Genomic DNA, 24,518 nt, shown 5'->3' on the forward strand with positions numbered 1-24,518 from the left:
GCCTTTTGTTTAATTTAATCCCAACTGCATCGATCCTTCTATTGTTTTCTTTAAACAAGTAAAGATAAAGACTCTGATGGGAACAAATGTTTAAAAAAAACACAAATTGATTGGTTTCTATAAAATTTTAAACAAATATAAAAAATAAAAAAGCTACTTCCGAATGAAAGTAGCTTTTCTATATATTGTAATTGTAATTATTTCTTTTTCAAGAATTCATCAACTTCTTCAGGAGCCATAATAGATTCTACGAATGTATATGCACCAGTTTTAGGAGATTTTACCATTTTGATGGCTTTTGATAATCTCTTAGAAGATGTTTGTAACGATGCTACGGTTTTCTTTGCCATGATTCAAATGTTATTTGAAGCTTTTATAAAACTCTAATGGCCAAACCATTGAGATTTACAAAAATCTCTAATTATTACTTAATTTCTTTGTGAACAGTTACTCTTTTTAAGATTGGATTAAATTTCTTAATCTCTAATCTGTCTGGAGTATTTTTTTTGTTCTTAGTTGTAATATATCTAGAAGTTCCTGGAACACCAGAAGTCTTGTGCTCAGTACATTCTAAAATTACTTGGATTCTATTACCTTTCTTTGCCATCTTGCTATATATTTATTTAGGAAAAGATTATTTGATAAATCCTTCTGACTGTGCTTTTTTCAAAACAGCAGTGATTCCATTTTTATTAATTGTTTTTATCGTAGATGCTGCTACTCTAAGAGTAATCCATCTATCTTCTTCTGGAAGATAAAAACGCTTTTTAACTAAGTTTACAGAAAACTTTCTCTTAGTTTTGTTCATAGCGTGAGAAACGTTATTTCCTACCATCGCTCTTTTACCTGTAAGGTCACAAACTCTTGACATTATACTTATCTTTTATCGTTATTCAAAATCAGGGTGCAAAGAAAAGAAAAATAAACCATTGTAGCAAAAAATTATTGCACAATTTTTAAAATTTCTTTTTGTAATATTTCTAAACTCTTAATAGTTGCTCTATCTATCACTTTTTCACGTGGTTGGCCAAAGTTAAATTCTTCTGTGATTACTCCCTCTGGTGTAGCCAAAGCGATAAAAACAGTACCAATTTCAGCTTTTGAGTCTCCTTTTGACGGACCGGCGTTCCCGGTTGTCGCGATTGCATAGTCAGTTTTTAGTATGTTTTTCACATTCAAAGCCATAGCTGCTGCAACCTCAGCACTAACTACCGAAAATTGGTCTATTAAATCCTGCGAAACACCCAAAACATTGACCTTTGCTTCTGTTGCGTACGAAACCACACTTCCTTTAAAATATCTTGACGCTCCTTGCACAGATGACAAAAGCGAAGCAATTTTTCCTCCCGTACAGCTTTCGGCTGTCGAAATAGTTTTATTATTTTTAGCCAGCAATTTACCCACTACCGTTTCAATCGTTTCATTTTCTTCGTAACCCACTATAATATCATGAATTATAGCATCTAATGACTGAACATTTTCTTCAATTGCTTTTTCTAATTCTTCTTTATCAGTTCCTCGGGCGGTCATACGCAAGCGAACTCGTCCGGGATTTGGCAGATACGCCAATTTGATAAATTCAGGCAGATTGTTTTCCCAGTTTTCAATACGTTCTGCGACTAAACTTTCGCCCTGACCGTATGTTAAAATGGTTTTATGAATAATATAAGGACGTTTATATTCTTTTACAATTTTGGGGATTATCTCATTTTCTACCAGATATTTCATTTCGTACGGAACACCCGGAAGCGAAACAAACACGGTATTTTCTTTTTTCATCCACATTCCCGGCGCAGTTCCCATTTTATTATGAAGAACGGTGCATTTTGACGGAACAAGAGCCTGATCTTTATTTAACTGCGAAATGGGTCTTTTATAAAATCCTTCGATAAGTTCTGTTACATGAGCCAGAACTTCAGGATTTACAACCAGCTGGTCGTCAAAATAATCACAGAAAGTTTTTTTAGTGATATCGTCTTTTGTCGGCCCTAAACCTCCGGTAATAATTACAATATCAACTTTGTTTTGCAGCTGCGCAAAAGTGTTTAAAATATGCTGTTTATCATCACTTATTGAAATCATTTCATAAGTTTCGACACCTATTCGATCCAGTTCTTTGGCTATAAAATTTGAATTTGTATCTACAATTTGACCAATTAAAATCTCATCTCCAATGGTAACTATTGTTGCTTTCATAGTATTAAAAGTTTTACTTATAAAGGTATAAGTTTATTTATGAAGTAGGATTGCGGAAATGATTTGAGGCAGAAAAATTTAAAAGACAATTTCTTTTATCTTTTAATAAAAAGTTAAAACCCAGAAAAATGGATTGAAATAAAATAAAGAAAATGATTCCGCTTTTCAGTTTAAAAAAGCGGAATTATATGAATTTTAGACGTCAAAATCTTTTTTGATTTCTTTAATTGCGTCTTTTACCTGCACTTTTATACTTTTAAAAGTCTCGATAATATCTTTTTTCTTTCCTTCTGCCTTTGTCCACGCTTCGACTTGCAGGATTTCTTCAAATGCAACATTTAACCCCATTAAGTCTAATGTAGGTTTAATTTTATGCGCATACGAATAAGCGTATTTATGATCCTTTTTCTTAATTCCTTCTTTGATTTGTTTTAAATCCTCAGGAACTTCTGTAACAAATAATTTTAGAATTTCGTTTACAAATTCGGGGTCATTGTCTGAAAGCGCATACACTTTCGAAAGATTATACTTTAAAGCCATTATTTTACTTGTATTCTGAATAATTTTTTATCTTCTAAAAAGCCTTCCAAAACATCATTTGGTTTAACCGGCGCAACACCTGCTGGCGTTCCTGTAAAAATAATATCTCCAATTTTTAAGGTAAAAAACTGAGAAACATAAGAAACCAATTCATCAATTTTCCAAAGCATAAAACTTGTATTTCCTTTTTGAACTGTTTCAGAATTATTTTTGAGCTCAAACGTAAGATTTTCTAGCGAAACAAAATCACTTTTTGGTAAAAAATCTCCAATTACTGCTGAACCGTCAAATGCTTTTGCTTTTTCCCAAGGCAGTCCTTTTGCTTTTAATTTATCTTGTAAATCTCTGGCAGTAAAATCGATACCTACACTAATATCATCATAATATTTATGTGCAAACTTAGGCTCAATATATTTTCCAACCTTATTAATTTTCACAATTATTTCTAATTCGTGATGAACTTCCTGAGAAAATTCCGGAATTACAAACGGATGCTGTTTCAACAAAACCGCCGAATCCGGTTTCATAAAAACCACAGGTTCGTCTGGACGTTCGTTTTTTAACTCTTCAATATGATTGGTATAATTTCTACCGATACAGATTATTTTCATTCTTTGTATAGATTCTAAGTTGCTAAGTTGCTAAGGTTCTGAGAAAACTAAAAAAAAACTTAGCGTCTTAGAATCTTAGCAACTCAGCACCTTTACTTCGTATTTAATTTTCTCAATTTAATTCCTGTCAAAACTTTTTTGGTGTACAAAGGAAAATCGGCGTTTTGAATCCAGCTAAAATAACCTGGTTCTGTTTCCAGTACTTTTAAAACTTTTGCACCTTTATGTTTTCCGAAAGTAAAAATTTCCTCGTCGTCTTTATCAAAAGCAATCATTCCGGCAAAATCGGCGATTTTTTTACGAGTTGTAAATTCAGATAATGATTTCATATCGTTTTCCAGTTCAGGATAACGATCTAACTGTGCTTTTAAAATCTCGTAAGTTGCCATGGTATCTGCTTCTGCAGAATGTGCGTTTTCAAGACTTTTTCCGCAGTAAAACTTCAAAGCAGCACTTAAAGTACGTTCCTCCATTTTATGAAAAATAGTCTGAACATCTACAGAAACTTTATTTTTCATATCAAAATCAACTCCGGCACGAAGTAATTCTTCTGCTAATAACGGAATATCAAAACGATCTGAATTAAAACCTCCCAAATCGCTGTCTTTTATCATATTATGAACCAGCGGTGCCAATTCTGCAAAAGTCGGTTCGTTTGCTACTTTTTCATCAGTAATTCCGTGAACGGCTGTAGTTTGTGGAGGAATTGGAATTGTTGGATTAACCAGCCAGGTTTTACTTTCTTTATTTCCGTTTGGGAAAACTTTAAATATCGAAATTTCTACTATTCGATCTTTACCGATGTCAATTCCAGTTGTTTCAAGATCAAAAAAGCAAATTGGTTTGTTAAGTTTTAATTCCATTTTTAATTTTTATAAGATTACAAATGTAAATTTTTAAAGCCAAAGTTCCCGCCCAAATTTCTATTTTTTTGACCAAAATTGGCTTTTTTTGTTGATTTTACGTTTAAAATTAAAACAAAACAAGTCGGTTTTCTGTTTTTCTTACAAACGAAAAAACCCGAAAAACTTTTAAATTTTTCGGGTTTTAAATTTTATTTATGAATCTATTAGAAATCTCTGTCTATATCAAAAGCTTCTAAATATTCTGCTACTCTTTTTACAAAACTTCCTCCTAATGCGCCATCCACAACTCTGTGATCGTAAGAGTGCGACAAGAACATTTTTTGACGGATTCCGATAAAGTCTCCTTCCGGAGTTTCGATAACCGCAGGAACTTTACGAATTGCTCCAAGAGCTAGAATTCCAACTTGCGGCTGATTGATAATCGGCGTTCCAAAAACACTACCAAAAGTTCCAACATTTGTAACCGTATAAGTTCCGCCTTGTGTATCGTCTGGTTTAAGTTTTCCTGCTTTTGCACGGTTTCCTAAATCGTTAACCGCTTTTGCCATTCCAACAAGGTTTAACTGATCTGCATTTTTAATTACAGGAACAATTAAATTTCCGTTTGGTAACGCAGCTGCCATTCCTAAATTGATATTTTTCTTTTTGATGATATACTCGCCATCAACAGAAATATTCATTCCAGGAAAATCTTTTAAAGCTTTTGCAACCGCTTCCATCATAATTGGTGTAAAAGTCAGCTTCTCGCCTTCTCTCTTTTCAAAAGCCGTTTTAACTTTATCTCTCCATTTTACAATGTTCGTTACGTCAACTTCAATAAACGACTGAACGTGAGCCGAAGTTTGTACAGAAGCTACCATGTAACCTGAAATCAGTTTACGCATTCTGTCCATTTCGATGATTTCGTCACCGCCATTTACAGAAACCGGAACTGCCTGCTGGCTTTTTTGAACTACTGGTTCTGGTGCTTTCGCAGTTTCAACAGCAGCTTTTGGAGTTTCAACCACTGCTTTTGGTGCTTGTTCAACTACTTTTGGAGCTTGAACTACACCTGCTTTGCGGTCTTCTATATATTTTAAGATATCATCTTTCGTTACGCGGGCGTCTTTTCCTGAACCTTGAATATTATCTAATTCAGCAAGAGAAACACCTTCTTCTTTTGCAATATTTTTTACTAAAGGAGAAAGGAATTTTTCTGATCCTGAAAAATCTTGTGGAGCAGCAACTTCTTCTTTTACTGCTTCAATTGTTTTTTCGATTTCTACAGCTTCTGCAGGAGCAGCAGCTTCAACAGCTGGAGTTGCAGCCGGCGCATCACCACCTTCAGTTTCGATAATTGCAATAGTCTGCCCTACCTGAACTAAATCATCTTTGCCAAATAATTGTTCAACTAAAATTCCAGATACTTCACTTGGCACTTCACTGTCAACTTTATCCGTTGCAATTTCCAGTACAGCTTCATCAGCTTCAATTTTGTCTCCCACTTCTTTCAACCAGTTAGTAATGGTTGCTTCAGCGACGCTTTCTCCCATTTTAGGAAGCTTTAATTCAAATCTTGCCATATTATTATTCTAAAGGGTGATTTTGATTTTCTGATTGCGAAATTACTGAAATTTTTAAATATAAATTACACTTAATATAATTTTTACTTAATTTTTCTGATTTGCCCCCTGTCATTTCTAGAATTACTTCCAATAATGAAATCTGTCTTTTTAGGGAAAATCTTAAAAGTAATGTTCTTATCTTTAAGAGTTTCTATGATATTGATACATTTTTTGAATGAAACATAGTGATTATCCAAAATGATCTCTGTCTTTTTTCCCTTTAAAATCAGCGACGAATTTACCATTTTTTCTTTTTTGAAATCTAAAAAACTAACTTTATTTTCTAAAATCGAAGCCAACTTTTCAGACAAATTCTCATTTTCGGAGTATAAAATATAACTTTCCGGCAACGGTTTTATTTTAGGTTTTCCCTGAAACTTTTTTACAAATGAAAAAAACCAGGTTCCAACTTGTATAAAAAAGGTAAAAAACCATGATTTTTTAAAATGCTTTTGGTAGAAAAAATTCATTGCATCCTGAAAACGTTTCATATACAATTCGTCTTTAACGGTACTTTCACCTTTATAATGTAAGACGCTTGTTTCGTGAAAATAATAATTGGATTTTTTTAGCAAAAGTGCCCTGTAAGACAAATCAATATCATCTGCGTACATAAAACAGTTTTCATCAAAACCGTTTAACTTTTGGTATAAATCTTTTTCTAAAAACATAAACGCACCAACGAGAATCTCCACTTTTCCGGTTTGATTTTCATTTAAATGCTGTGCATAATATTGATTAAAAAGATTCCATTTTGGAAATACTTTATACAAACCAAAGATTTTGGTAAAAGCAACCCAAGGCGATGGAATGCCGCGTTTACTTTCGGGCAGAAAACTTCCTGTTCCGTCAATTAATTTACAGCCAATGATTCCTAAATCTTGTTTTTCTTCGGCGAAAGCCAAAATTTTAGTAAAAGTATCTTCGGCAACAACGGTGTCGGGATTTAAAATGCAGATGTATTTTCCGCTGGCTTGTTCAACTCCAATATTATTTCCTTTTGGGAAACCAAAATTTTCTTGGTTTTGAATCAATTTTACTTCCGGAAATTGGGTTTTCATCATCAAACAACTGTCATCTGATGAATTATTATCGATAACAATAATTTCGGCATCAAGACCGGCAATTGCTTCCTGAACACTTAAAACACATTGTTCCAGAAAGTAACGCACATTATAATTAAGAATGATAACCGATAATTGCATTGAATTTTTTGTAATTGATTTTGGGGAAAGTTAGAAATTTTCGGCCAAACCTAACCGCAATGACCAATCGTTTTTACTAATTCCGTAATCAAGTACTAAATTGCTGTTGTTTTTCTTGTTCCATTTAATGCGTAATCCGGTTCCGATGGCAGGATTCCATTTTTTAAATTGATACGTATCTAACTTTGAAACGGAGGAAACATTGGTAAAAAATACAGCGCCCCAAAAACCGTTTTTTGAGATATCAGTTCGATATTCAGTTTCAAAATAAATCAGCGCATTGCTGCGAAATCTGTTTCGGGTAAAGCCGCGTCCGGTTCTTCCGTCGCGATCCCAGCCAATGCTTGGCAGATCTAAATAATGCGGTTTTCCACCAAAAGTCGACCAATAAAAAGCTCTGTAAGCCAAAACCCGATGTTTAAATTTATGGAAAGAATGGTATTTTCGGGCATCAAAATAAATAGAATTCCATTTTTTACCTTCCACTCCGCTCGTATTAATTCGGTAATCTGCTTCCACATATAAACCTTGTTCAGGATTTACATTATTTTCTCTGGAATCATAAAGTCCTTGAATGGCGATTCCGAAGGAACTTTCGTTAGAAAAATCGCCGTTCATATATTTAGAGTAATCGGTTTCTTCATCTATATATGATTCTTCAGAAATATTCTGGTAATTATCAAATAACAATCCGAGTCCAAGTCGATAGTTTCCGATTATTTTTCGGGTTGCAAATTGATAAAAACGCCATTGCTGATAATCCAGAGTTGACATTTTTTTATCTGTATTATGTCCGCCCAAACCGTACGTATCCTGAGGATAAATCATATAGCGATAATCACCAATAAAATTCCAATAATTGTCCTTCGTATATATATAGGTTTGAATGGGAAAAACATATTGTTTGGTAAAACTAAAATAGGGCGAAAATGAAACCTGCGACATTTTGGTCGTGTTGCTGTCACCGAGATAAAAAGTGGTTAAAAATGAAACTACCAAACCGGCATTTTTATTAGCATCGATTGGAACGGGAAGTAATGAAAAGGCTATTTTTTTATCCTGATTTTTTCGTAATGAATCATTTTTATTAAAAAGCTTGTACAAAACATCCAGAATGTCTTTGTTGTTATTTGAAATGGAATCGTTTTGGCAATAGCCGAAATGCATTTGAAAAAAGAAAAAGAAACCTAGTAGAAGTTTTGCATTTTTCATAACGTAAGTTTTTCAGATACAACTTCTTACAAATTTAAAATTTTATTCAGAATATACGCTTCTTCTGAAATAAATAAAAAGAAAATTCTATTTTTGAAGTAAATCAAAATCTCTTTTTCAATGAAAGTCAAAGCAGTTGTTTTACTTGGTTCTCTCTTTTTTATGTTTGCAATTTTAAGTTTCGCTTCCGCGGAAGAAGTTTCGAATTCTAATATAGATTTGGTAAAAACCTCGACTTGGTACATTGCTGGTCCGGCGCAAGAAAATCAAGAAACAATTAATAAAATCCGAAAAGAAAAAGGCATAATTAAAGTTACAGCAAAAGATAATCCGGTTGGAGAAATTGAGCTGAATGTGATGCTTACAGAATCTGATTCGAATGATGGACAACCAACAAATTTGTCTGAAAGTTCAAAATATCTAAGTATTACGTATAAATCATCGCATTTAATAAAATTGCAGGCACGTGAAGGAAACGCTGAAGGAACGGGATGTGTGCACGGCGGCTCGCATCCAAGAATAGATTTGCCTGTTTCTGCTAAAAAATTCACAACCATAAAAATTCCGTGGACGGATTTCAAACAAGACGGCGATCCAAACGGAAAGACTTTAGATATTAATAATCTCTGTAAATTCAATTTTGTGAATTACAATCCGGTTTCGGGTGCGACATTAGAAATAAAATCAGTTATAGTTCAAATTTAAAAAACATGAAAACAAGATTTTTCTTTTTACTTTTTACAGCATTTTTTTCATTTTTTGGCTTTAGCCAAAGTAAACCGGTTCTTCAAAAAATAGATATTAATGGTGTTTGGGAAGATATAAATCCTGGCGTTCAAAATGCTGTAGCGATTATTTCTGAACAAAACGGGAAGGTTATTTTTTCGCATTATTTAGAATGGAAGGGACAAAAGTTTGTTGAAAGCGGCATTGGCACTAGAAAAGGTGATACGATTACGTATACCGTCGATGTGACTTTACCAATTGAAGGCTGTGCAACTGCTGGAACGCATACTTTAATATTGTCTGAAGATGGAAACAAACTTGAAGGAACTTTTGTAGACAATAAAAAAAGAAATGGGCCGATCGCGTTTAAGAGAATTCGATAAGAAATTTTTGTTTCAAGTTTTAGGTTCTCTCTGAATGAATTATTTTTAACGCAAAGAGCGCAAAGGTTTTTTCGCAAAGTGCACAAAGATTTTTAAGTTGCAGCTAAAAAATTAGCTGAAGTTCTCAAAGCTTTATCAACACAAAGCTTTGAGAACTTTGCAGTTTGAAAAACTCACTTAGAAAAAAACTTTGTGCACTTTGCGAAAAAACCTTTGCGAACTTTGCGTTACAAAAATCGGTTTTAATAAAACTATAAATGAAGCTGAATTTTAAACCTGTTGAAGATTTTCATTACGAATAACATTATTGTTGAGAAAACCAGCGACCAAATAATTCCCGGAACTCCTTCACGGAAATATTCTGGTATAATGTGAATTTTGAATGCGAGATTAAAATAATAAATAACGCCTGGCAGAATATAAATCAATAACGGATTTGCTGCTGCGGGCATGAAAAATTCACTCCACTTGGTTTGTTTTTTAACTTCCATTAACCAATACAAAAAGTAAAACAAAACGCTGCAAATTCCGGCAGAAATCAATGTCCACGAAGGCGTGCCTTGTATTTTTGAGATTCCGTAATGTGGGCGGAGAAAAAAGCCAACAGCAAAAAACAAAACAATGAATCCTATTACGGGCCAATTGATTTTATTTTCGATTTTCTTGTCAAAAAAGAGCAGTGAAATTATTATTCCAGCCGTTACTAAAGTTACATGTGTTAAATGTCCGGCAATAAAATGCAGCCATTCCGGCATAATTAAACCTTTTGTCAAATTAGCAGAATTTGCCGCAACACAAACTACAAGAAAAGCAATCATAGCCCATAATCTACCTGAAACGAGCCAATAATAAATTACCGAAATAAGATAAGCCCAGCCAATTAAGCCTAAAATCCCCCACCATTTTGGCGTGATTCCTGTTTTTCCGGTTTCTTCCTGAACGTATAAAAAGTAGAGCGTAATTAAAACCAGAATTCCGCCATATTGAAGGATGTATTTTAACCAAACTGAAAAATATTTTGGGTATTTATTCCAAATAGGAATTGGCATTGCATAAGCCAGAAGTCCCCAAAAAGCAGGTGCGATTATCATTTTTGTCGCATCATAACCGTATTCGGCATTGACCATATAAACACCAATTATGATTAGGGCTACAGCACGTTTTAAAGTATGTGTCCAGATTACTTTTGGACTATCTCCTTTTATCAATCTGGCATTAAAGGCAAACGGAACTGACATTCCAACTATAAATAAAAAAGCTGGGAAAACTAAATCGACAAAGGTCATTGCATCGGCATCAGCGGGCATGTGTTTCATCCATTGCGGCACATTTTTGACACTTGCGAGTTCGTTTACAAATATCATTACAAAAATGGTAATTCCGCGTAAAGCGTCAATCGAAATAATCCTTTGATTATATAAATTCTCTTTAATTTTCATAAAATATTACTTTTTTATCAAATATAATATAATTCTAAAATGTCGGTTACATTGTTACATAAATTTTCTTTTGCAATATTTCTTTAAAGCAGAAATAAAAACAACATCAATTCTTTACTTTTGCACTTATGCTATCATTCTTTAAATCAAAACCTTTTTTAAAAGACCTTCTGGCGGGCAATTATGTTGATATTCACTCCCATTTGCTTCCGGGAATTGATGATGGCGCATCATCTCTCAAAAAAACAATAAAACTTGTAAAGGCATTTCAGGAATTGGGAATTTCTCAATTTGTTACTACACCGCACATTAATCATTTTGTCTGGGATAATGCTGAACAGGATATTTTAGACCGACAAAAGGAAACTGAAGTTTTATTGAAAGAGCAGAACATCAATATTCCGTTTAAGGCAGCATCAGAATATTTTATGGATGACTGGTTTGAAAATCATGTAAAAACAGAAAAGCTTTTAACTTTAAAAGACAATTATGTATTGGTCGAAATATCGTATTTAAGTGCGCCGCTAAACTTATATAAGATTATTTTTGAAGTACAGCTTGCGGGATATATTCCGGTTTTGGCGCATCCGGAACGGTATTTATATTTTCATAATAACTTTGAAGAATATGAAAAGCTAAAGAAAGCAGGTTGTTTATTTCAGCTAAATTTATTGGCTGTTATGGGTTATTATGGCAGCGAAATCACCAAAACTGCTGCGCTTTTATTAAAGAAAGGAATGTATGATTTTTCAGGAACCGATGTGCATCACAGCAATCATATCGAATCTTTACATCAAAAAATAAAAATTGATTCGGTTGAAAACTTAAAAGAAGTTATCGCCAATAATCAGTTTTTTAGATTCTAATTTTTTTTCAATTTAAAGCATAAAAAATGCTACGGATTCTACTATTTTTTATTCTGTGTATTTCTTCAGTCAAAGCCCAAACTTCAGGCTGTACAGATGTGCTTTCAAAAAATTACAATCCAAATGCAGTGCAAAACGATGGAAGCTGTACTTATGAAAGTTTAAAACTAAGACCTGAATATTCGATTAGACTAAGCGATTCGATTAAAGAAACTTCGGGACTCATTGCTTTTGATGGTTTATTGTGGACTCATAATGACGATCACGATAAAACAATTTACGGATTAGATTCTTTGGGGAAAATCAAAAAGAAAATCATTCTGGATCAGGTTATAAATCATGACTGGGAAGAAATTTCACAAGACAGTTCGTATTTATATATTGGAGATTTTGGAAATAATTATAGCGGAAACCGAACGGATTTAAATATCCTGAAAATTGAAAAAAAATCATTTTTAGAAGGAAATCCCATTATCGAAAAAATCTTATTTCAATATGCTGACCAAACTGATATTTCAGCACAAAAACCAAATTCAACCGATTTTGACTGTGAGGCTTTTGTAGTTTCTAAAGACAGTATTTATTTGTTTACCAAACAATGGAAATCGTCTAAAACCAGCATTTACGTTTTACCCAATCAACCCGGAAATCATATCGCACAATTTAAAAATACGCTTGACACAAAAGGTTTAGTTACGGGCGCGACATATTTTGAAGAAAAGAAAATCATAGCTCTTTGCGGTTATTCTAAAACAGGAAAATCATTTCTTTATCTTTTATACGATTTCAAAAACAATGACTTTTTATCGGGAAATAAACGAAAAATTGATCTTAAGCTTCCATTCCATCAAATAGAAGGAATTGCGACAAAAGATGGTCTTCATTATTTTATTACCAATGAATCTTTGATTCGAAAACCCATTCTAAATAATCCGCAGCAAATTCATTATTTAGATTTGAGTGCTTTGCTTAATTCTTATCTTCATAAATAAAACTTTTGCGGGATTCGATTTTATCCTCAGATATATTAAAACCAAATCCCACAAAATCATTTTTTATTTAATTTTAGATAAAAGCAAATTAAAATTATCTATTACCAGATTTGGCTCATCATTCATAATATAATGTCCTGATTTTGTTGTTGTAATATGCGTAAAATCAGAAACTCCGTCTTTTAATAATTCATGCGCCTTAAACCATTTTTGTTTATCTGATTCAGAAGTAGATGCATCAACTTTTAAGCTTGAAATTACAATTACAGGAATATTTGGCAAATGCGGAAGTGTGGCCATATATTCAGAATCTTCTATTAATTCTCTGGCTTCGCGTGCTGCTCCGGAATCTGCTCCTAAAGTAGTTTTACAAAGATTATAAAGCATATCTTCCTCCTCTTGCGAAAGCTGATTATAATATTCGTGCGATGGATCTATAAATAATAATCCGGCAACTTTGGAGGGATTTTTAACAGCATAATCTCTAATAATCATTCCGCCAAGCGAATGCCCGATAAGAATAACTTTTCTTCCATTCGAGAAATTATTAATTACGGTTTCTAACTCGCTTCGCAATTGATTTATATTTCTTGGCTTTGAGTCTTTTTCAGATTTTTCATAACCGGCTCTGTCATACGTTACGACATCTAATTTTTCGTTTAGCTTTATTGGTATTTTTTTTTCGTCCCAAACAGAATGCCCGTCTCCAAGTCCGGATTCTAAAACTACCAAATATTTTGAGTTGTGAATAATCGAATAAGTCATCAATTTATGAGTTCCTAAATCGACTTTTGTTTCTTTTAAAGTTTCAGTATTATTATCACTGTCTTTATCGCACGAAACGAATATAAAGAATAAACTTAGGCTAATTTTTAGAAGAATGTTTTTTGCTGATTTCATTTTTTTTAGATTAAAATTTTCAGCAAAAATGCCCTAAAAATAAAGGCTGGTCGTTCTGATTTATAAAGTAGAACCTATTTGTTTTTTATATTCTGAAGGAGTCTGTCCAGTTACTTTTTTAAATGTGGTATTAAAAACCGTTTTTGAATTAAAGCCTACAGAAAATCCAATTCCTAATAAACTAAGACGATCCATTTCAGAATTTGCCATAAGTTTTTTGGCTTCCTCAATTCGATATCGGTTTATAAATTGATAGAAGTTTTCACCAAATCCATTATTGATTACGTATGAAAGTATGTGTGTGGATATATTCATGGAAGCTGCCAGTTTCACTAAATTTAACTCAAAGTCTAAATAAGGTTTTTCGGCATCCATCAATTGTAATAATCTGCTTTTGTGTTCTTCTAATTCTTCATGATTTAATAATTGTTTTCGTTTGCCTTCCGGCAGAGAAGTTTCAACAATAATAGTTTCTATTTCTTTCTTTTCTTCTAAACTATACGGGAAGATTTCTTTTTGTTTCTGCCAATAATAAGTGATATAGAAAATAGATAAAAAGTAAATTAAACTGGTTAGAATATCAAAGGTTTTGTTTCCTTCGGATATTTGAAATACAATATCCAGAATCCAAAAAATCGTGATAAAAATAACGCCGACAATAATGTTTTTAAGCCATTTTAAATCCAGATTCTCGGAAACAGAATTTAAAAGGCGAATTGTATTTTCATGTTTGATAATCTTTTTATAAGCCAGAAAACAATATATAAAAACGTACAGACTGAAAATAAAATTAAATATTGCTATGGTTTTCTGTTCAATTTCAGGACTTATATCTTCCGGTTCTGCTTTACTGTCTATTATCCACGAAAGAATGAGCAGAGTAAAAATCAGAAAGGCAAAACAAAAATGAAAATAATCAATTATTTTCCATTTTCTAACGGGCTCAATATAATAGCTTACACTTAAATAAAATATAGGAGCAACAACAAAACTGGAGATATTTATTAATTGATTCAAAATATCATCTTCCCTGAGTATTTTGCTATCTATAATAACATCTTCAAGTAAGATTAAAAAAATGCAAAATATAAAAGATCCAAACCAGCGATTGGCTTTTATATTGACCTTATTTTGATTTACAAAAATTATAAATGTTAGTAAAAAAGCTGCGCCGCAAATTATTGCATTGAGTATAGAATACATAAAGACAATTATTTAATCGCAAATCTAAATAATTAAATTTGTCTTATTCTGTAGAAAATGCATCTGAATTATTTTTTGCTCCCATTATTAAAAGCCATAAACACGTTCCAATTTCTCCAAGAGTTGCCGGAAGTCTTACATACGAAGATATTCCGAGGTCAGAATAATTTGAAAACAATGCATTTCCGAAGAAATTTATTAAATAACTAACACAGCCAAGCATTAATAATATTCCTAAAAACTTCGGGATTATTGCAGATTTAAAAATTAAATATCCTAACGGAAACAGCCAAAGTCCCCAAAATATCTGAACAATTAAATTTCCGTAATCATATTGATTTAAATAAAACATTACCAAATCCTTTTCTTCTCCGCCTGAACTAATTACAGAAAGTACTGCAAATTTATTCTGCATGTTTACAAAAGAAATCGGTACGCTTACAATCGCTAAAACAACCATATATACAGCGTAAGTTTTATGAACTGGTTTCAATAACTTGTACAAAACCAAAGGCAGAAATAAAAAGAAAGTGTAACAAATTAAGCCGCTTACAATACCAAGTCTGAAAAGAAATTCAGAATTAGCAATATTAGTAAAAGTTTTAGCAGCATCACTCCAGACAATTAATTTTGAAGGAACATATCCTAAACTAAAAATTCCGGTTATTACAACTACTAAATATAATAAACCCGCGACTCTTCCTGTATTTCTAAACGATAGTTTTGATTCTTGATTCATGTTTTTATCTTTAAATTTAAACTTGTTTTGGCCATTTAAGTGCAGTCCAAAATATGATTGAAGTCAAAATACTTTCTATTATTGCGAGAAAAATGTAGAAACTCCACCAGGCTCCAGTTGTGGTAAACGCTATTAACAGCATTATTGCGGTATAAATAATTCCGAAAATGAGATTAAGCCAGCGGTTTATTTTTGGTTTTAAAACTACCGATGCAAAAATCATTAAGGCCGGAATTGCCATTAAAAGTGTTGCGAGAAATAATTTCATAGGAGAATCCAGCAATGTATCTCCGCTTATAAAATCTTCGACTTTTTTTGGAACATACAGCGAAAAATAATCTCCATAGATATAACAAAACATTACGGAAGTCCACAATGCCGCAAGTTTGATTTTTGTGTTTATTTTAAAATCTTCAAAACCACCAGTGTTTATTTCTTTCTCACTCATATTTAAGGAATTAAATTTTTAAATATGTCGGAGATAGTCGTAAAATGTTACAAGCTGTTTTTAAGAAAAAGTATTCACTTCACTTTTATAAAGCAAGAAAGCCAGTTACTGGATAAATCAACTATGTTGTTCTTCTAAAGGCATTGGGAGTAAAACCAGTATTTTTTTTAAAGAAGAAGTTGAAATTTGGCTGGTCTGAAAAACCCACAGCGTAGCTTATCTGCTCTAAACTCCAGCTGGTTTGTAAAAGAAGAGCTTTGCATTCATCGAGAAGTCGTCCTTTAATATGGGTACTTACATTTTGTCCTGTTCTTTTTTTAAGAATCCTGTTTAAATAATTGGGGTGAAGCTGCATTGAATCTGCAAATTCCTGCGCTGTCCTTAATCTGATAGGTTTTTCAAAATTTATACCTGAAACCTCATCTTCCAGCAATCCGAAAAAACGGTGTATATGATCATAATCTTCTCCTGTACTTTCTGGAATTGGAGATTTTAGCATTCTGGAACTTTCAATCATTAATAATTGAATATATGCCTGAATTGCTTCATCGCCCAGTTGGTTTTCCTGTTCCTTATACATGCTTTCCCAAAGTCTTGTAAATCCAGGCAAGTCATTTTCTTCAATAGAAATCACGCTTTTCGATTTTTCGCTAAACAGCGGCTGCCTTTCTATTGCAGCTTTCAATATGGGATGATGATTGATGAAATCTTTTTTGAATAACAGATAATATCCCGCCGATTCACCTGAGATTTTCTGCCACGAAATAATATCATTAGGATGGATAAAAATAATAGTTGGTTTATCAATACGATATTTATTAAGACCTAGCGTAAAAATTCCGTCACCTCCTGTAATCATCAAAATTTTATAAAAATCCCTTCGGTTTGCAGACAGGTAATTTCTACAGTCCTCAACTTCCCTATTAAACACTTTGATTTGTTTAGAATCATGCGCCTCTCTGTAAATAGGTGTAAGTTCCGGAAAACTGCGAAGATGGTCTATTTCTTTAAGGTCTAAACTTGTTTTCATTTTTGGGATATATTTTTTTTAAAGTTATGAAAAAACAGCAACATCAAAAAGGTTTGATTTTCATAAAAACGAGCATTTTTTTCCTATAAAGATCCATCTCAATCTGGCGCAACTTTGTCATATCAAAATGAAACAACAAAAATTAAATAATAACATTATGGAAATCAATCTTAACGAATCAAGACAAGTTGTACAACAAGCAAGAGCAAAAGCGATACAACTAAATGTTAATGCAAACATTGCAGTTTTAGACACTGCAGGGCATTTAAAAACTTTTGAAAGAATGGACGATGCTTTTTTAGGATCAATGGACATTGCCATCAAAAAAGCAAAAACGGCAAGTTTGTTCAGAACAAGCAGTGAAAACGTGGGTCAATACCTAAAACCGGAAGCCGGTACTTATGGAATGTCTGCTACAAATGACGGATTGGTAGGTTTTGCAGGCGGGCTTCCTATTCTAAAAAATAACGAAATCATCGGATATATTGGGATTTCAGGCGGGGCAGTTCCAGAAGATCTTCAAATCGCAACAGCCGGAGCAGAAGTTTTAAATCAAATTCAATAATTAATCAATAACAAATAAAATTTTAATACAATGGAAACTAAAACAATTTTAATTACAGGTGCAGGTTCAGGATTTGGAAAAGGAGCTGCAATAGGAATGGCTAAAAACGGACACAACATTATTGCAACCGTTCATGTTTCATCGCAGGTAACTCCTCTTCGTGAAGAAGTTGCTGCATTAGGTTTAACTGACAAAATAAGAGTTGAACGTCTGGATCTTACAGATCAGTACGATATTAAACAAGCTTTAAAATGGGATTTTGATATTCTTTGGAACAATGCAGGAATGGGTGAAGCCGGACCGGTTTGGGAAATACCTGTAGATATTGTGAGAAAGAACTATGAAGTGAATGTCTTTTTACCATTAATTCTTACTCAGGGAGTTGTACAAAGATGGGTAAAAGAAGGTAAAAAAGGAAAAGTAGTATTTACTTCATCAATGGGCGGATTGTTTACACCTGCAAATTGGGGAACTTATGTATCGACAAAACATGCTTTGGAATCTCTTGCAGAAGCCATGCAGCAGGAACTTGAAGCTTACGGCATCAAAATTCAAACAATTAACCCTGGAGCATACTACACTGGTTATAATGAAACAATGGCAGACAACCCGTTCCGTTGGTTAGATGATGACGTGAACTTCACAAAAAGAGCCGATTTACGCAAAGGTTTTGATGATTTCTTCGCAACCCCTGAAGGAAAAATGGATCCAACAGAAATGATCGATCGTATGATTGAAATTGTACCTTCTGATGAAGGGAAATTCAGAAATGTTGTACCTAAAGTAATCGAAGATATGTTGAAAGACCATCAGTTAAAAGCCTGGGAAAATACTATCTAATTTCCAAAATTCTAAACACAAGCCCGGGATTCCGGGCTTGTGTTTCGTTAAAAACTAATCTTAAAACTATTCTAATGAAATTTTTAATAACAATATTCGTCATGATTATATTTTCAAACGCAGTAAATGCACAAAATTACAGTAACGAAGAATCTTCAAATAAGGAGATTATTTCAAATGCATTTCAGGAATGGCACAACGGAACTCCTAATTTTTTCGATCTGCTTACCGATGATATGCACTGGGAAATCACAGGTTCTACTCCTTATTCGAAAACATACAATTCAAAACAGGAATTTCTGGATCAGGTAATTATTCCTTTAAACAAAAAATTAAAAGTCAAAATAAAACCTACCGTACGAAATATTTTTGCAGATAAAGATATGGTGATCGCATTGTGGGATGGAGAAGCTACGGCTCTGGACGGCAAGCCTTACTTATCTTCTTATTCATGGTATATGAAAATGAAAGATGGAAAAATAACAGAAGTTGTCGCTTTTCTGGATGGAATTGAATTTGCCGATATTATGAAAAGAATAAAAACTGACTAACATTCAAGAAAGTTGTTTTATTACTTATTTTTACTTTTAAAATGAAATAACTATGATTGAACTTCTTCAAACAGATACAAATTATGTTTATTTTTTCTTAAGAATTGTGGCTGGGATTATTATATTTCCCTACGGCATGCAAAAACTTTTCGGCTGGTTTGATGATTTAGGCGGCGGCGTCGGTATAAAAGAAACCATCATCAGTATGAAATCGAAAAATATTCCTGTTTACTTGCATGGTTAATTATTATTGGCCAATCCATTGGAAGTATATTATTAATACTTGGCTGTTTAGGAAGAATTGCCGCTGGTGTCAATTTTATCATTTTTACCGGAGCATTATTTTTTCATGCTTCAGATGGCTGGGCAATGAATTGGTCAGGAAACAAAAAAGGCGAAGGAATTGAATATTTTGTTATGCTTCTTTCTATATTATTAATTATTGTCATCAACGGCAGTGGTGCTTTATCCCTTGATCTCTGGTTAATAACGAGATAAAAAATACGAAACACTTATTTTATTCAAATAAACCAATATATAAGAAGCTTAAATTAACCTTACATAAGTTTTAATATTAGATAGTCTATCTATCTTTTTTTGTTTCATTCAAAGGAGTATCTTTGCAGCGTCGTAATTAAACTCCTATTTAAAATTAGAGACCTAATTAGAGACCTCTTTAATTTTAAAAACATAAAAAGCCTTGTTAGGCAATAAATTATAATGAATTACTTATCTGTAGAAAATATTTCGAAGTCATTTGGCGAAAGAGTCCTTTTTGACAACATTTCATTTGGAATCAACAAAGACCAAAAAATCGCTTTTATTGCCAAAAATGGTTCTGGTAAAACAACCATTATGAGCATTATTAATGGCTTAGACGAACCGGATACGGGACAAGTTGTTTTGAGAAAAGGAATTAGAATGGCGTTTCTTTCGCAAGACAATAATCTGCAGGATGAACTTACGATTGAAGAAAGCATTTTTGCATCTGATAATGAAACGCTTAAAATAATCGAAGCATACGAGAAAGCGCTTGAAAACCCAAATGACGAAGAAGCGTATCAAAAAGCTTTTGACGGAATGGATCAGCATAATGCATGGGATTTTGAAACGCAGTACAAACAAATTTTATTCAAATTAAAACTGGAAGATTTTAAACTTAAAGTAAAAAATCTTTCAGGAGGACAAAAAAAGCGTCTTTCATTGGCGATCATATTAATCAATCGTCCTGATTTATTGATTCTGGATGAGCCAACCAACCATTTAGATCTTGAAATGATCGAATGGCTTGAAAGTTATTTTGCCAAAGAAAATATTACGTTGTTTATGGTAACGCACGACCGTTTCTTTTTAGAGCGTGTCTGCAACGAAATTATCGAATTAGACAACGGAAAATTATACCAATACAAAGGAAATTACTCTTATTATTTAGAGAAAAAAGAAGAAAGAATTACTTCTGAAAATTCTAGTATTGACAAAGCTAAAAACTTATTTGTTAAAGAATTAGAATGGATGCGCCGCCAGCCAAAAGCGAGAACAACCAAGTCTAAATCGCGTCAGGATGACTTTTATGTAATTAAAGAAAAAGCACAAAGCCGACGAAAAGATAATAAGGTTGAGCTTGAAATTAATATGGAAAGAATGGGAAGCAAAATTATTGAGCTTCATAAACTTTCTAAAAAATTCAAAGACCGTGTTATTCTGGATAACTTTAGTTTTGATTTTCAGCGTGGTGAAAGAATCGGAATTATTGGTAAAAACGGAACCGGAAAATCTACTTTTTTAAATCTGCTTACTGGAACAATTCCGGTAGACAGCGGCCGAGTTGTAAAAGGAGATACGATTAAAATTGGTTATTATACACAATCTGGAATTAACCCAAAACCGGGTCAGCGTGTTATCGATATTATTAAGGAATACGGAGAATATATTCCGCTTGCAAAAGGGAAAATTATTTCGGCTTCGCAATTATTGGAACGTTTTCTTTTTGATGCGAAAAAACAATACGATTATGTCGAAAAATTAAGCGGAGGAGAATTAAAACGTTTGTATTTATGTACGGTTTTAATTCAAAACCCAAACTTTTTGATTCTTGATGAGCCAACAAACGATTTGGATATTGTAACGCTTAACGTTCTGGAAAGTTTTCTTTTAGATTATCCGGGATGTTTATTGGTTGTTTCGCACGACCGTTACTTTATGGATAAAATTGTTGATCATTTATTTATCTTTAGAGGACAAGGCGAAATCGAAAATTTCCCAGGAAACTATTCTGATTTCCGTGCTTATGAAGACAGTGCCGATGTGGCTCAAAAAGAAGAAAACAAGGCTGAAAAGAAAGATTGGAAACAAAATAATCCAACCGGAAATCTAAGCTTTAATGAGCAAAAAGAATATCAAAAAATCGAAAGAGAAATCAAAGATTTAGAAATCGAAAAAACTAAAATCGAGCAATTATTTGCTGATGGAAAAGTTGCTGATGCTGATATTGAAAAGAAAGCAAATGAACTTCAAACCATAATCAATAAAATCGAAGCGAAAGAAGAACGTTGGTTCGAACTTTCGGCTAAAATCGAAGGATAAGCTACTTACACAGAGATTCACAAAGAAAGCACAGAGGTGCACGAAATTTTTTGTGAATCTTTGCGTTTTCTTTGTGAATCTCTGTGAAACAAAATATTTAATTATTTCAAAAAAATAAAATATGAAACAACTTTTAACAGCATTATTAGCATTGACTCTTTTCGTTTCTTGTTCTAAAGATAAAGATGAAGTTAAAGATTATACCGCTCAGAATGAACAAGAAATTAAAGATTACCTGGCTAAAAATAACTTAACTGCAACAAGAACAGATTCTGGTTTATATTATATTATAAATGAGCCAGGGGAAGGCGAAAAATTTCCTGATGCTAACGCAAATGTAACGGTTGTTTACAAAGGTTATTTTACAAACGGAAATGTATTTGATGAAAGCGACAAAGACGTACCGAAAGAAGAAGATAAAAAAGGTATTGCATTTGGTTTAAGTCAGGTAATTCAAGGCTGGAAAGAAGGAATTAAACTTTTTAAACCGGGAGGAAAAGGCGTTCTTTTAGTTCCCGCGCATTTAGGTTACGGAAGCAGAGATTACAACGGAATTCCGGGTGGATCTGTTTTGGTATTTGATATTACTTTAAAATCAATTAATTAAGATATTTTCAAAATTTCGGCATGCTTTTTCAAATCAAATCTTATTTAAAATTTCTTTGGAATTCTAAAAACGAACATGGTGTTCATTCGCCTTTTGTTTTTAGTTTGCTTACCAAATGTTTTTATGATAAGAAGCCAAAACGCGAATATTTGATTCTGAAAAATTATAGAAAATCGCTTCTTGAAAATAAAAATTTTATTGAAGTAACTGATTTTGGCGCAGGCTCTAAAGTCTTTAAATCAAACAGAAGACAGATTTCTAAAATCGCATCTACAGCCGGAATTTCTCCAAAACGCGCTGAATTATTATTTCGCGTCACTAATTATTTTCAGCCAAAAAATATTCTTGAAATTGGTACTTCGCTAGGCTTGGCAACTGCTGCCCTTGCATTAGGAAATACTGATGCAAAGGTTATTACAATTGAAGGCTGTCCAAATACGGCAAATACAGCCCAAAATCAGTTAGACAAATTTGATTGCAAAAATGTCGAAAATATAATTTCAGAATTTGAATCTTTTTTAATTTCAGAAAACCTAAATTCTAAGAGTTACGATCTAATATATTTTGACGGAAATCATTCAAAAAAAGCAACTTTAACTTATTTTGAAATTTTACTGCAAACGATAAATAACGATTCGGTTTGGATTTTTGACGATATACATTGGTCACCGGAAATGGAAGAAGCCTGGGAGATTATAAAAAATTATCCAAAAGTAAAAGTTACGATCGATACTTTTCAATGGGGTTTTGTATTTTTTAGATACGAACAGGAAAAAGAACATTTTGTGATTCGCGCCTAATAAATTTCAGTATACAATTTTTATTACATTTGTTACTATACGAAGTTTATATGAATGCAATCAAAATTGATACACCTTTACAATATGCAATAGCTGTAACTGAATTTCTTTCAGACAATCCAAATGCTAATTGTGTTATTATTGCTTCTGCCACAGGAGTAAAGCAAAATTATTATCACAATTTTTCAAAGTTTTTATCTAAAAACAATTATTCTGTTTTCACCTTTGATTATGGCGGAATTGGCGATTCAAAACCAGAATCTCTAAAAAAGTTTTCTACAACCGCAACAAACTGGGCTCAAAACGACTTTGAAAGTGTGGTTCAATATGTCAAGAATAAAAAGCCTGACAGCAAAATATTTATCATAACACACAGTATTGGCGGCCAGCTTATAGGTTTAGTTCCTTCAAATAATTTATTTGACGGTGTAATTATGACCGTTTCACAATCCGGAAGCTGGATTCATTGGAAAGGATTTGAAAGACTAAAAATGCAATTCTTGTGGTATGTTACTATACCTTTATTTTGCAGAATTTTCAATTATTTACCTTCCAGTCATTTTACCCGTATGGAAGATTTACCAAAAGAAATGGCTCTGGAATGGGCAAAATGGTGCAAAAAACCAAATTATCATTTTGATTGTATCGACAATGTAAAAGAGCATTATGATAAAATTAAATGCAAAATCGTATCTTATAGTATTGACAATGATTTTTATGCAACTGTTCCTGCAATAAACTGGATTGCCTCACAATTTAAAAACGCTCAAGTCACCAGAACACATTTAAAAGCCGAAGAATTTGGCGTAAAAGATATTGGGCATTTTGGCTTTTTTAAAAATAAGTTTAAAGAAAGCATTTGGGAACTCTTTTTACAAGATTTAAGAAAATTCGAGAATTAGGATTTTCTAAATTGGGATATAATATCTGACAAAACAGCCGTTTTATAAGATGTTTTTTTATCTTTGAAATTCACACTTTTAGCACAGATAGCTTTATCTTTGAACCTTTAGAAAAAAGACTTTTATTATGGAACAGAAAATTCATCAGGGAAGAAACGTAAAACGCTTCAGAGAAATGCTTGGCATCAAACAGGAAGCTTTGGCTTATGATTTGGGAGAAGACTGGAACCAGAAGAAAATTTCTATACTCGAACAAAAAGATGTAATTGAAGATAAACTGCTTAGACAAATCTCTAATTCTTTGAAAATTCCTGTTGAAGCTTTTCAAAATTTTGATGAAGAGCAGGCAGTAAATGTTATTGCAAGTACGTTCAACGCCCATGATCACGCAACTGGATTAGTAATTAATAACTACAATCCAATTGAAAAGATTATTCAATTGCATGAAGAAAAAATTGCATTATATGAGCGTATGCTGAAAGAGAAAGATGAAATGATGGCAAAGCTTGAAAAACTAATTGGAAAATAATTCTTTGTTCCGTAGGAACATCTCGTCGGTAGAAAATTATATTTTCATCATCGTTTTACGTTCCGTAGGAACGTTTGATATGCCTGATTTTAAAATAGCGATGTCAAAATCAAACGTTCCTACGGAACGTAAATCGTGTCTAGCCTCTATTCTTTCTACCTACGAAACATTCCTAATGGAA

Annotated in this window: 30 protein-coding genes; 14 read left to right on the forward strand and 16 right to left on the reverse strand. The window is 32.8% G+C overall.

What is annotated here, in order from left to right; translation table 11 throughout:
- Positions 1-197 precede the first annotated feature (197 nt).
- The 10 genes from B3C18_RS08655 to B3C18_RS08700 form a co-directional block, all read right to left on the reverse strand.
- Positions 198-350 (reverse strand): DUF4295 domain-containing protein, encoded by a 153-nt coding sequence (locus B3C18_RS08655; RefSeq protein ID WP_008468081.1) that lies wholly within the window; start codon positions 348-350, stop codon positions 198-200.
- Between the two features lie 74 nt (positions 351-424).
- Entirely contained in the window at positions 425-607 is a 183-nt protein-coding gene (gene rpmG / locus B3C18_RS08660) for a 50S ribosomal protein L33 (protein WP_008253902.1), read from the reverse strand.
- Positions 608-634: 27 nt separating this feature from the next.
- Complete coding sequence (gene rpmB, locus B3C18_RS08665) at positions 635-871, reverse strand: 50S ribosomal protein L28 (RefSeq protein ID WP_008468080.1); 237 nt, start codon at positions 869-871, stop codon at positions 635-637.
- Positions 872-942: 71 nt separating this feature from the next.
- Positions 943-2,196, reverse strand: coding sequence for a competence/damage-inducible protein A (locus B3C18_RS08670; RefSeq protein ID WP_291145449.1), 1,254 nt, complete (start codon positions 2,194-2,196; stop codon positions 943-945).
- 195 nt (positions 2,197-2,391) lie between these two features.
- Positions 2,392-2,736 carry an Hpt domain-containing protein gene (locus B3C18_RS08675; RefSeq protein WP_053473805.1) on the reverse strand — a complete coding sequence of 115 codons (345 nt, stop codon included), beginning with the start codon at positions 2,734-2,736 and terminating at the stop codon, positions 2,392-2,394.
- Entirely contained in the window at positions 2,736-3,347 is a 612-nt protein-coding gene (locus B3C18_RS08680) for a fumarylacetoacetate hydrolase family protein (RefSeq protein ID WP_053473804.1), read from the reverse strand. Before B3C18_RS08680 ends, B3C18_RS08675 begins: the two co-directional genes overlap by 1 nt.
- Positions 3,348-3,439: 92 nt before the next feature.
- A complete protein-coding gene (locus B3C18_RS08685) occupies positions 3,440-4,210 on the reverse strand; it encodes a 3'-5' exonuclease (protein WP_053473803.1) in 771 nt (256 codons plus the stop codon).
- A gap of 206 nt (positions 4,211-4,416) precedes the next feature.
- Positions 4,417-5,775 carry a dihydrolipoamide acetyltransferase family protein gene (locus B3C18_RS08690; protein WP_291145455.1) on the reverse strand — a complete coding sequence of 453 codons (1,359 nt, stop codon included), beginning with the start codon at positions 5,773-5,775 and terminating at the stop codon, positions 4,417-4,419.
- Positions 5,776-5,858: 83 nt separating this feature from the next.
- Positions 5,859-7,022, reverse strand: a complete 1,164-nt coding sequence (locus B3C18_RS08695; protein WP_291145458.1) for a glycosyltransferase family 2 protein — start codon at positions 7,020-7,022, stop codon at positions 5,859-5,861.
- A gap of 30 nt (positions 7,023-7,052) precedes the next feature.
- Entirely contained in the window at positions 7,053-8,234 is a 1,182-nt protein-coding gene (locus tag B3C18_RS08700; RefSeq protein WP_291145461.1) for a hypothetical protein, read from the reverse strand.
- A 120-nt stretch (positions 8,235-8,354) separates the two neighbouring features.
- Between B3C18_RS08700 and B3C18_RS08705 the strand changes: the two genes are divergently transcribed.
- Positions 8,355-8,939: a hypothetical protein gene (locus B3C18_RS08705; protein WP_291145464.1), complete on the forward strand. Its 585-nt coding sequence runs from the start codon at positions 8,355-8,357 to the stop codon at positions 8,937-8,939.
- A gap of 5 nt (positions 8,940-8,944) precedes the next feature.
- A complete protein-coding gene (locus B3C18_RS08710; RefSeq protein ID WP_291145467.1) occupies positions 8,945-9,343 on the forward strand; it encodes a hypothetical protein in 399 nt (132 codons plus the stop codon).
- 251 nt (positions 9,344-9,594) lie between these two features.
- Here B3C18_RS08710 and B3C18_RS08715 read toward each other — a convergent pair whose 3' ends face one another.
- Positions 9,595-10,782, reverse strand: a complete 1,188-nt coding sequence (locus B3C18_RS08715) for a DUF5009 domain-containing protein (protein ID WP_291145470.1) — start codon at positions 10,780-10,782, stop codon at positions 9,595-9,597.
- Between the two features lie 128 nt (positions 10,783-10,910).
- Here B3C18_RS08715 and B3C18_RS08720 point away from each other — a divergent pair, with 128 nt between their 5' ends.
- Positions 10,911-11,648, forward strand: a complete 738-nt coding sequence (locus B3C18_RS08720) for a tyrosine-protein phosphatase (RefSeq protein ID WP_291145473.1) — start codon at positions 10,911-10,913, stop codon at positions 11,646-11,648.
- 26 nt (positions 11,649-11,674) lie between these two features.
- Complete coding sequence (locus B3C18_RS08725) at positions 11,675-12,640, forward strand: T9SS C-terminal target domain-containing protein (RefSeq protein ID WP_291145476.1); 966 nt, start codon at positions 11,675-11,677, stop codon at positions 12,638-12,640.
- Positions 12,641-12,703: 63 nt separating this feature from the next.
- Here B3C18_RS08725 and B3C18_RS08730 read toward each other — a convergent pair whose 3' ends face one another.
- The 5 genes from B3C18_RS08730 to B3C18_RS08750 form a co-directional block, all read right to left on the reverse strand.
- Positions 12,704-13,540 (reverse strand): alpha/beta fold hydrolase, encoded by an 837-nt coding sequence (locus B3C18_RS08730; RefSeq protein WP_291145478.1) that lies wholly within the window; start codon positions 13,538-13,540, stop codon positions 12,704-12,706.
- Positions 13,541-13,600: 60 nt separating this feature from the next.
- Positions 13,601-14,743: a helix-turn-helix domain-containing protein gene (locus B3C18_RS08735; protein WP_291145481.1), complete on the reverse strand. Its 1,143-nt coding sequence runs from the start codon at positions 14,741-14,743 to the stop codon at positions 13,601-13,603.
- 43 nt (positions 14,744-14,786) lie between these two features.
- Positions 14,787-15,482 carry a DUF4386 domain-containing protein gene (locus tag B3C18_RS08740; RefSeq protein ID WP_291145484.1) on the reverse strand — a complete coding sequence of 232 codons (696 nt, stop codon included), beginning with the start codon at positions 15,480-15,482 and terminating at the stop codon, positions 14,787-14,789.
- Between the two features lie 16 nt (positions 15,483-15,498).
- Positions 15,499-15,930, reverse strand: a complete 432-nt coding sequence (locus tag B3C18_RS08745) for a DUF6326 family protein (RefSeq protein WP_291145487.1) — start codon at positions 15,928-15,930, stop codon at positions 15,499-15,501.
- 121 nt (positions 15,931-16,051) lie between these two features.
- On the reverse strand, positions 16,052-16,960 hold the full coding sequence (locus B3C18_RS08750) for a helix-turn-helix domain-containing protein (protein ID WP_291145490.1): 909 nt from the start codon (positions 16,958-16,960) through the stop codon (positions 16,052-16,054).
- 157 nt (positions 16,961-17,117) lie between these two features.
- On the opposite strand from B3C18_RS08750, the gene B3C18_RS08755 reads away from it, so the two are divergent.
- The 10 genes from B3C18_RS08755 to B3C18_RS08795 all read left to right on the forward strand — a co-directional run bounded on the left by B3C18_RS08755 (position 17,118) and on the right by B3C18_RS08795 (position 24,337).
- Complete coding sequence (locus tag B3C18_RS08755; protein ID WP_291145493.1) at positions 17,118-17,525, forward strand: GlcG/HbpS family heme-binding protein; 408 nt, start codon at positions 17,118-17,120, stop codon at positions 17,523-17,525.
- Between the two features lie 30 nt (positions 17,526-17,555).
- Positions 17,556-18,365 (forward strand): SDR family oxidoreductase, encoded by an 810-nt coding sequence (locus tag B3C18_RS08760; RefSeq protein ID WP_291145496.1) that lies wholly within the window; start codon positions 17,556-17,558, stop codon positions 18,363-18,365.
- Positions 18,366-18,439: 74 nt separating this feature from the next.
- On the forward strand, positions 18,440-18,916 hold the full coding sequence (locus tag B3C18_RS08765) for a nuclear transport factor 2 family protein (RefSeq protein ID WP_291145499.1): 477 nt from the start codon (positions 18,440-18,442) through the stop codon (positions 18,914-18,916).
- A gap of 52 nt (positions 18,917-18,968) precedes the next feature.
- Positions 18,969-19,160, forward strand: a complete 192-nt coding sequence (locus tag B3C18_RS08770; protein WP_291145502.1) for a hypothetical protein — start codon at positions 18,969-18,971, stop codon at positions 19,158-19,160.
- Between the two features lie 35 nt (positions 19,161-19,195).
- On the forward strand, positions 19,196-19,414 hold the full coding sequence (locus B3C18_RS26020) for a hypothetical protein (protein ID WP_414655345.1): 219 nt from the start codon (positions 19,196-19,198) through the stop codon (positions 19,412-19,414).
- A 222-nt stretch (positions 19,415-19,636) separates the two neighbouring features.
- Positions 19,637-21,499 (forward strand): ABC-F family ATP-binding cassette domain-containing protein, encoded by a 1,863-nt coding sequence (locus tag B3C18_RS08775; RefSeq protein ID WP_291145505.1) that lies wholly within the window; start codon positions 19,637-19,639, stop codon positions 21,497-21,499.
- A 121-nt stretch (positions 21,500-21,620) separates the two neighbouring features.
- A complete protein-coding gene (locus B3C18_RS08780) occupies positions 21,621-22,106 on the forward strand; it encodes an FKBP-type peptidyl-prolyl cis-trans isomerase (protein ID WP_291145508.1) in 486 nt (161 codons plus the stop codon).
- Between the two features lie 20 nt (positions 22,107-22,126).
- Positions 22,127-22,906 (forward strand): class I SAM-dependent methyltransferase, encoded by a 780-nt coding sequence (locus B3C18_RS08785; protein WP_291145511.1) that lies wholly within the window; start codon positions 22,127-22,129, stop codon positions 22,904-22,906.
- Positions 22,907-22,956: 50 nt separating this feature from the next.
- Entirely contained in the window at positions 22,957-23,808 is an 852-nt protein-coding gene (locus B3C18_RS08790; RefSeq protein WP_291145514.1) for an alpha/beta fold hydrolase, read from the forward strand.
- A gap of 127 nt (positions 23,809-23,935) precedes the next feature.
- Positions 23,936-24,337: an XRE family transcriptional regulator gene (locus B3C18_RS08795; protein WP_291145516.1), complete on the forward strand. Its 402-nt coding sequence runs from the start codon at positions 23,936-23,938 to the stop codon at positions 24,335-24,337.
- The last annotated feature ends 181 nt before the right edge of the window (positions 24,338-24,518 follow it).

Origin of the sequence: Flavobacterium sp. UBA7680 (genome assembly GCF_002482975.1) — a bacterium.
In the GTDB taxonomy this organism is placed as follows: Bacteria; Bacteroidota; Bacteroidia; order Flavobacteriales; family Flavobacteriaceae; genus Flavobacterium.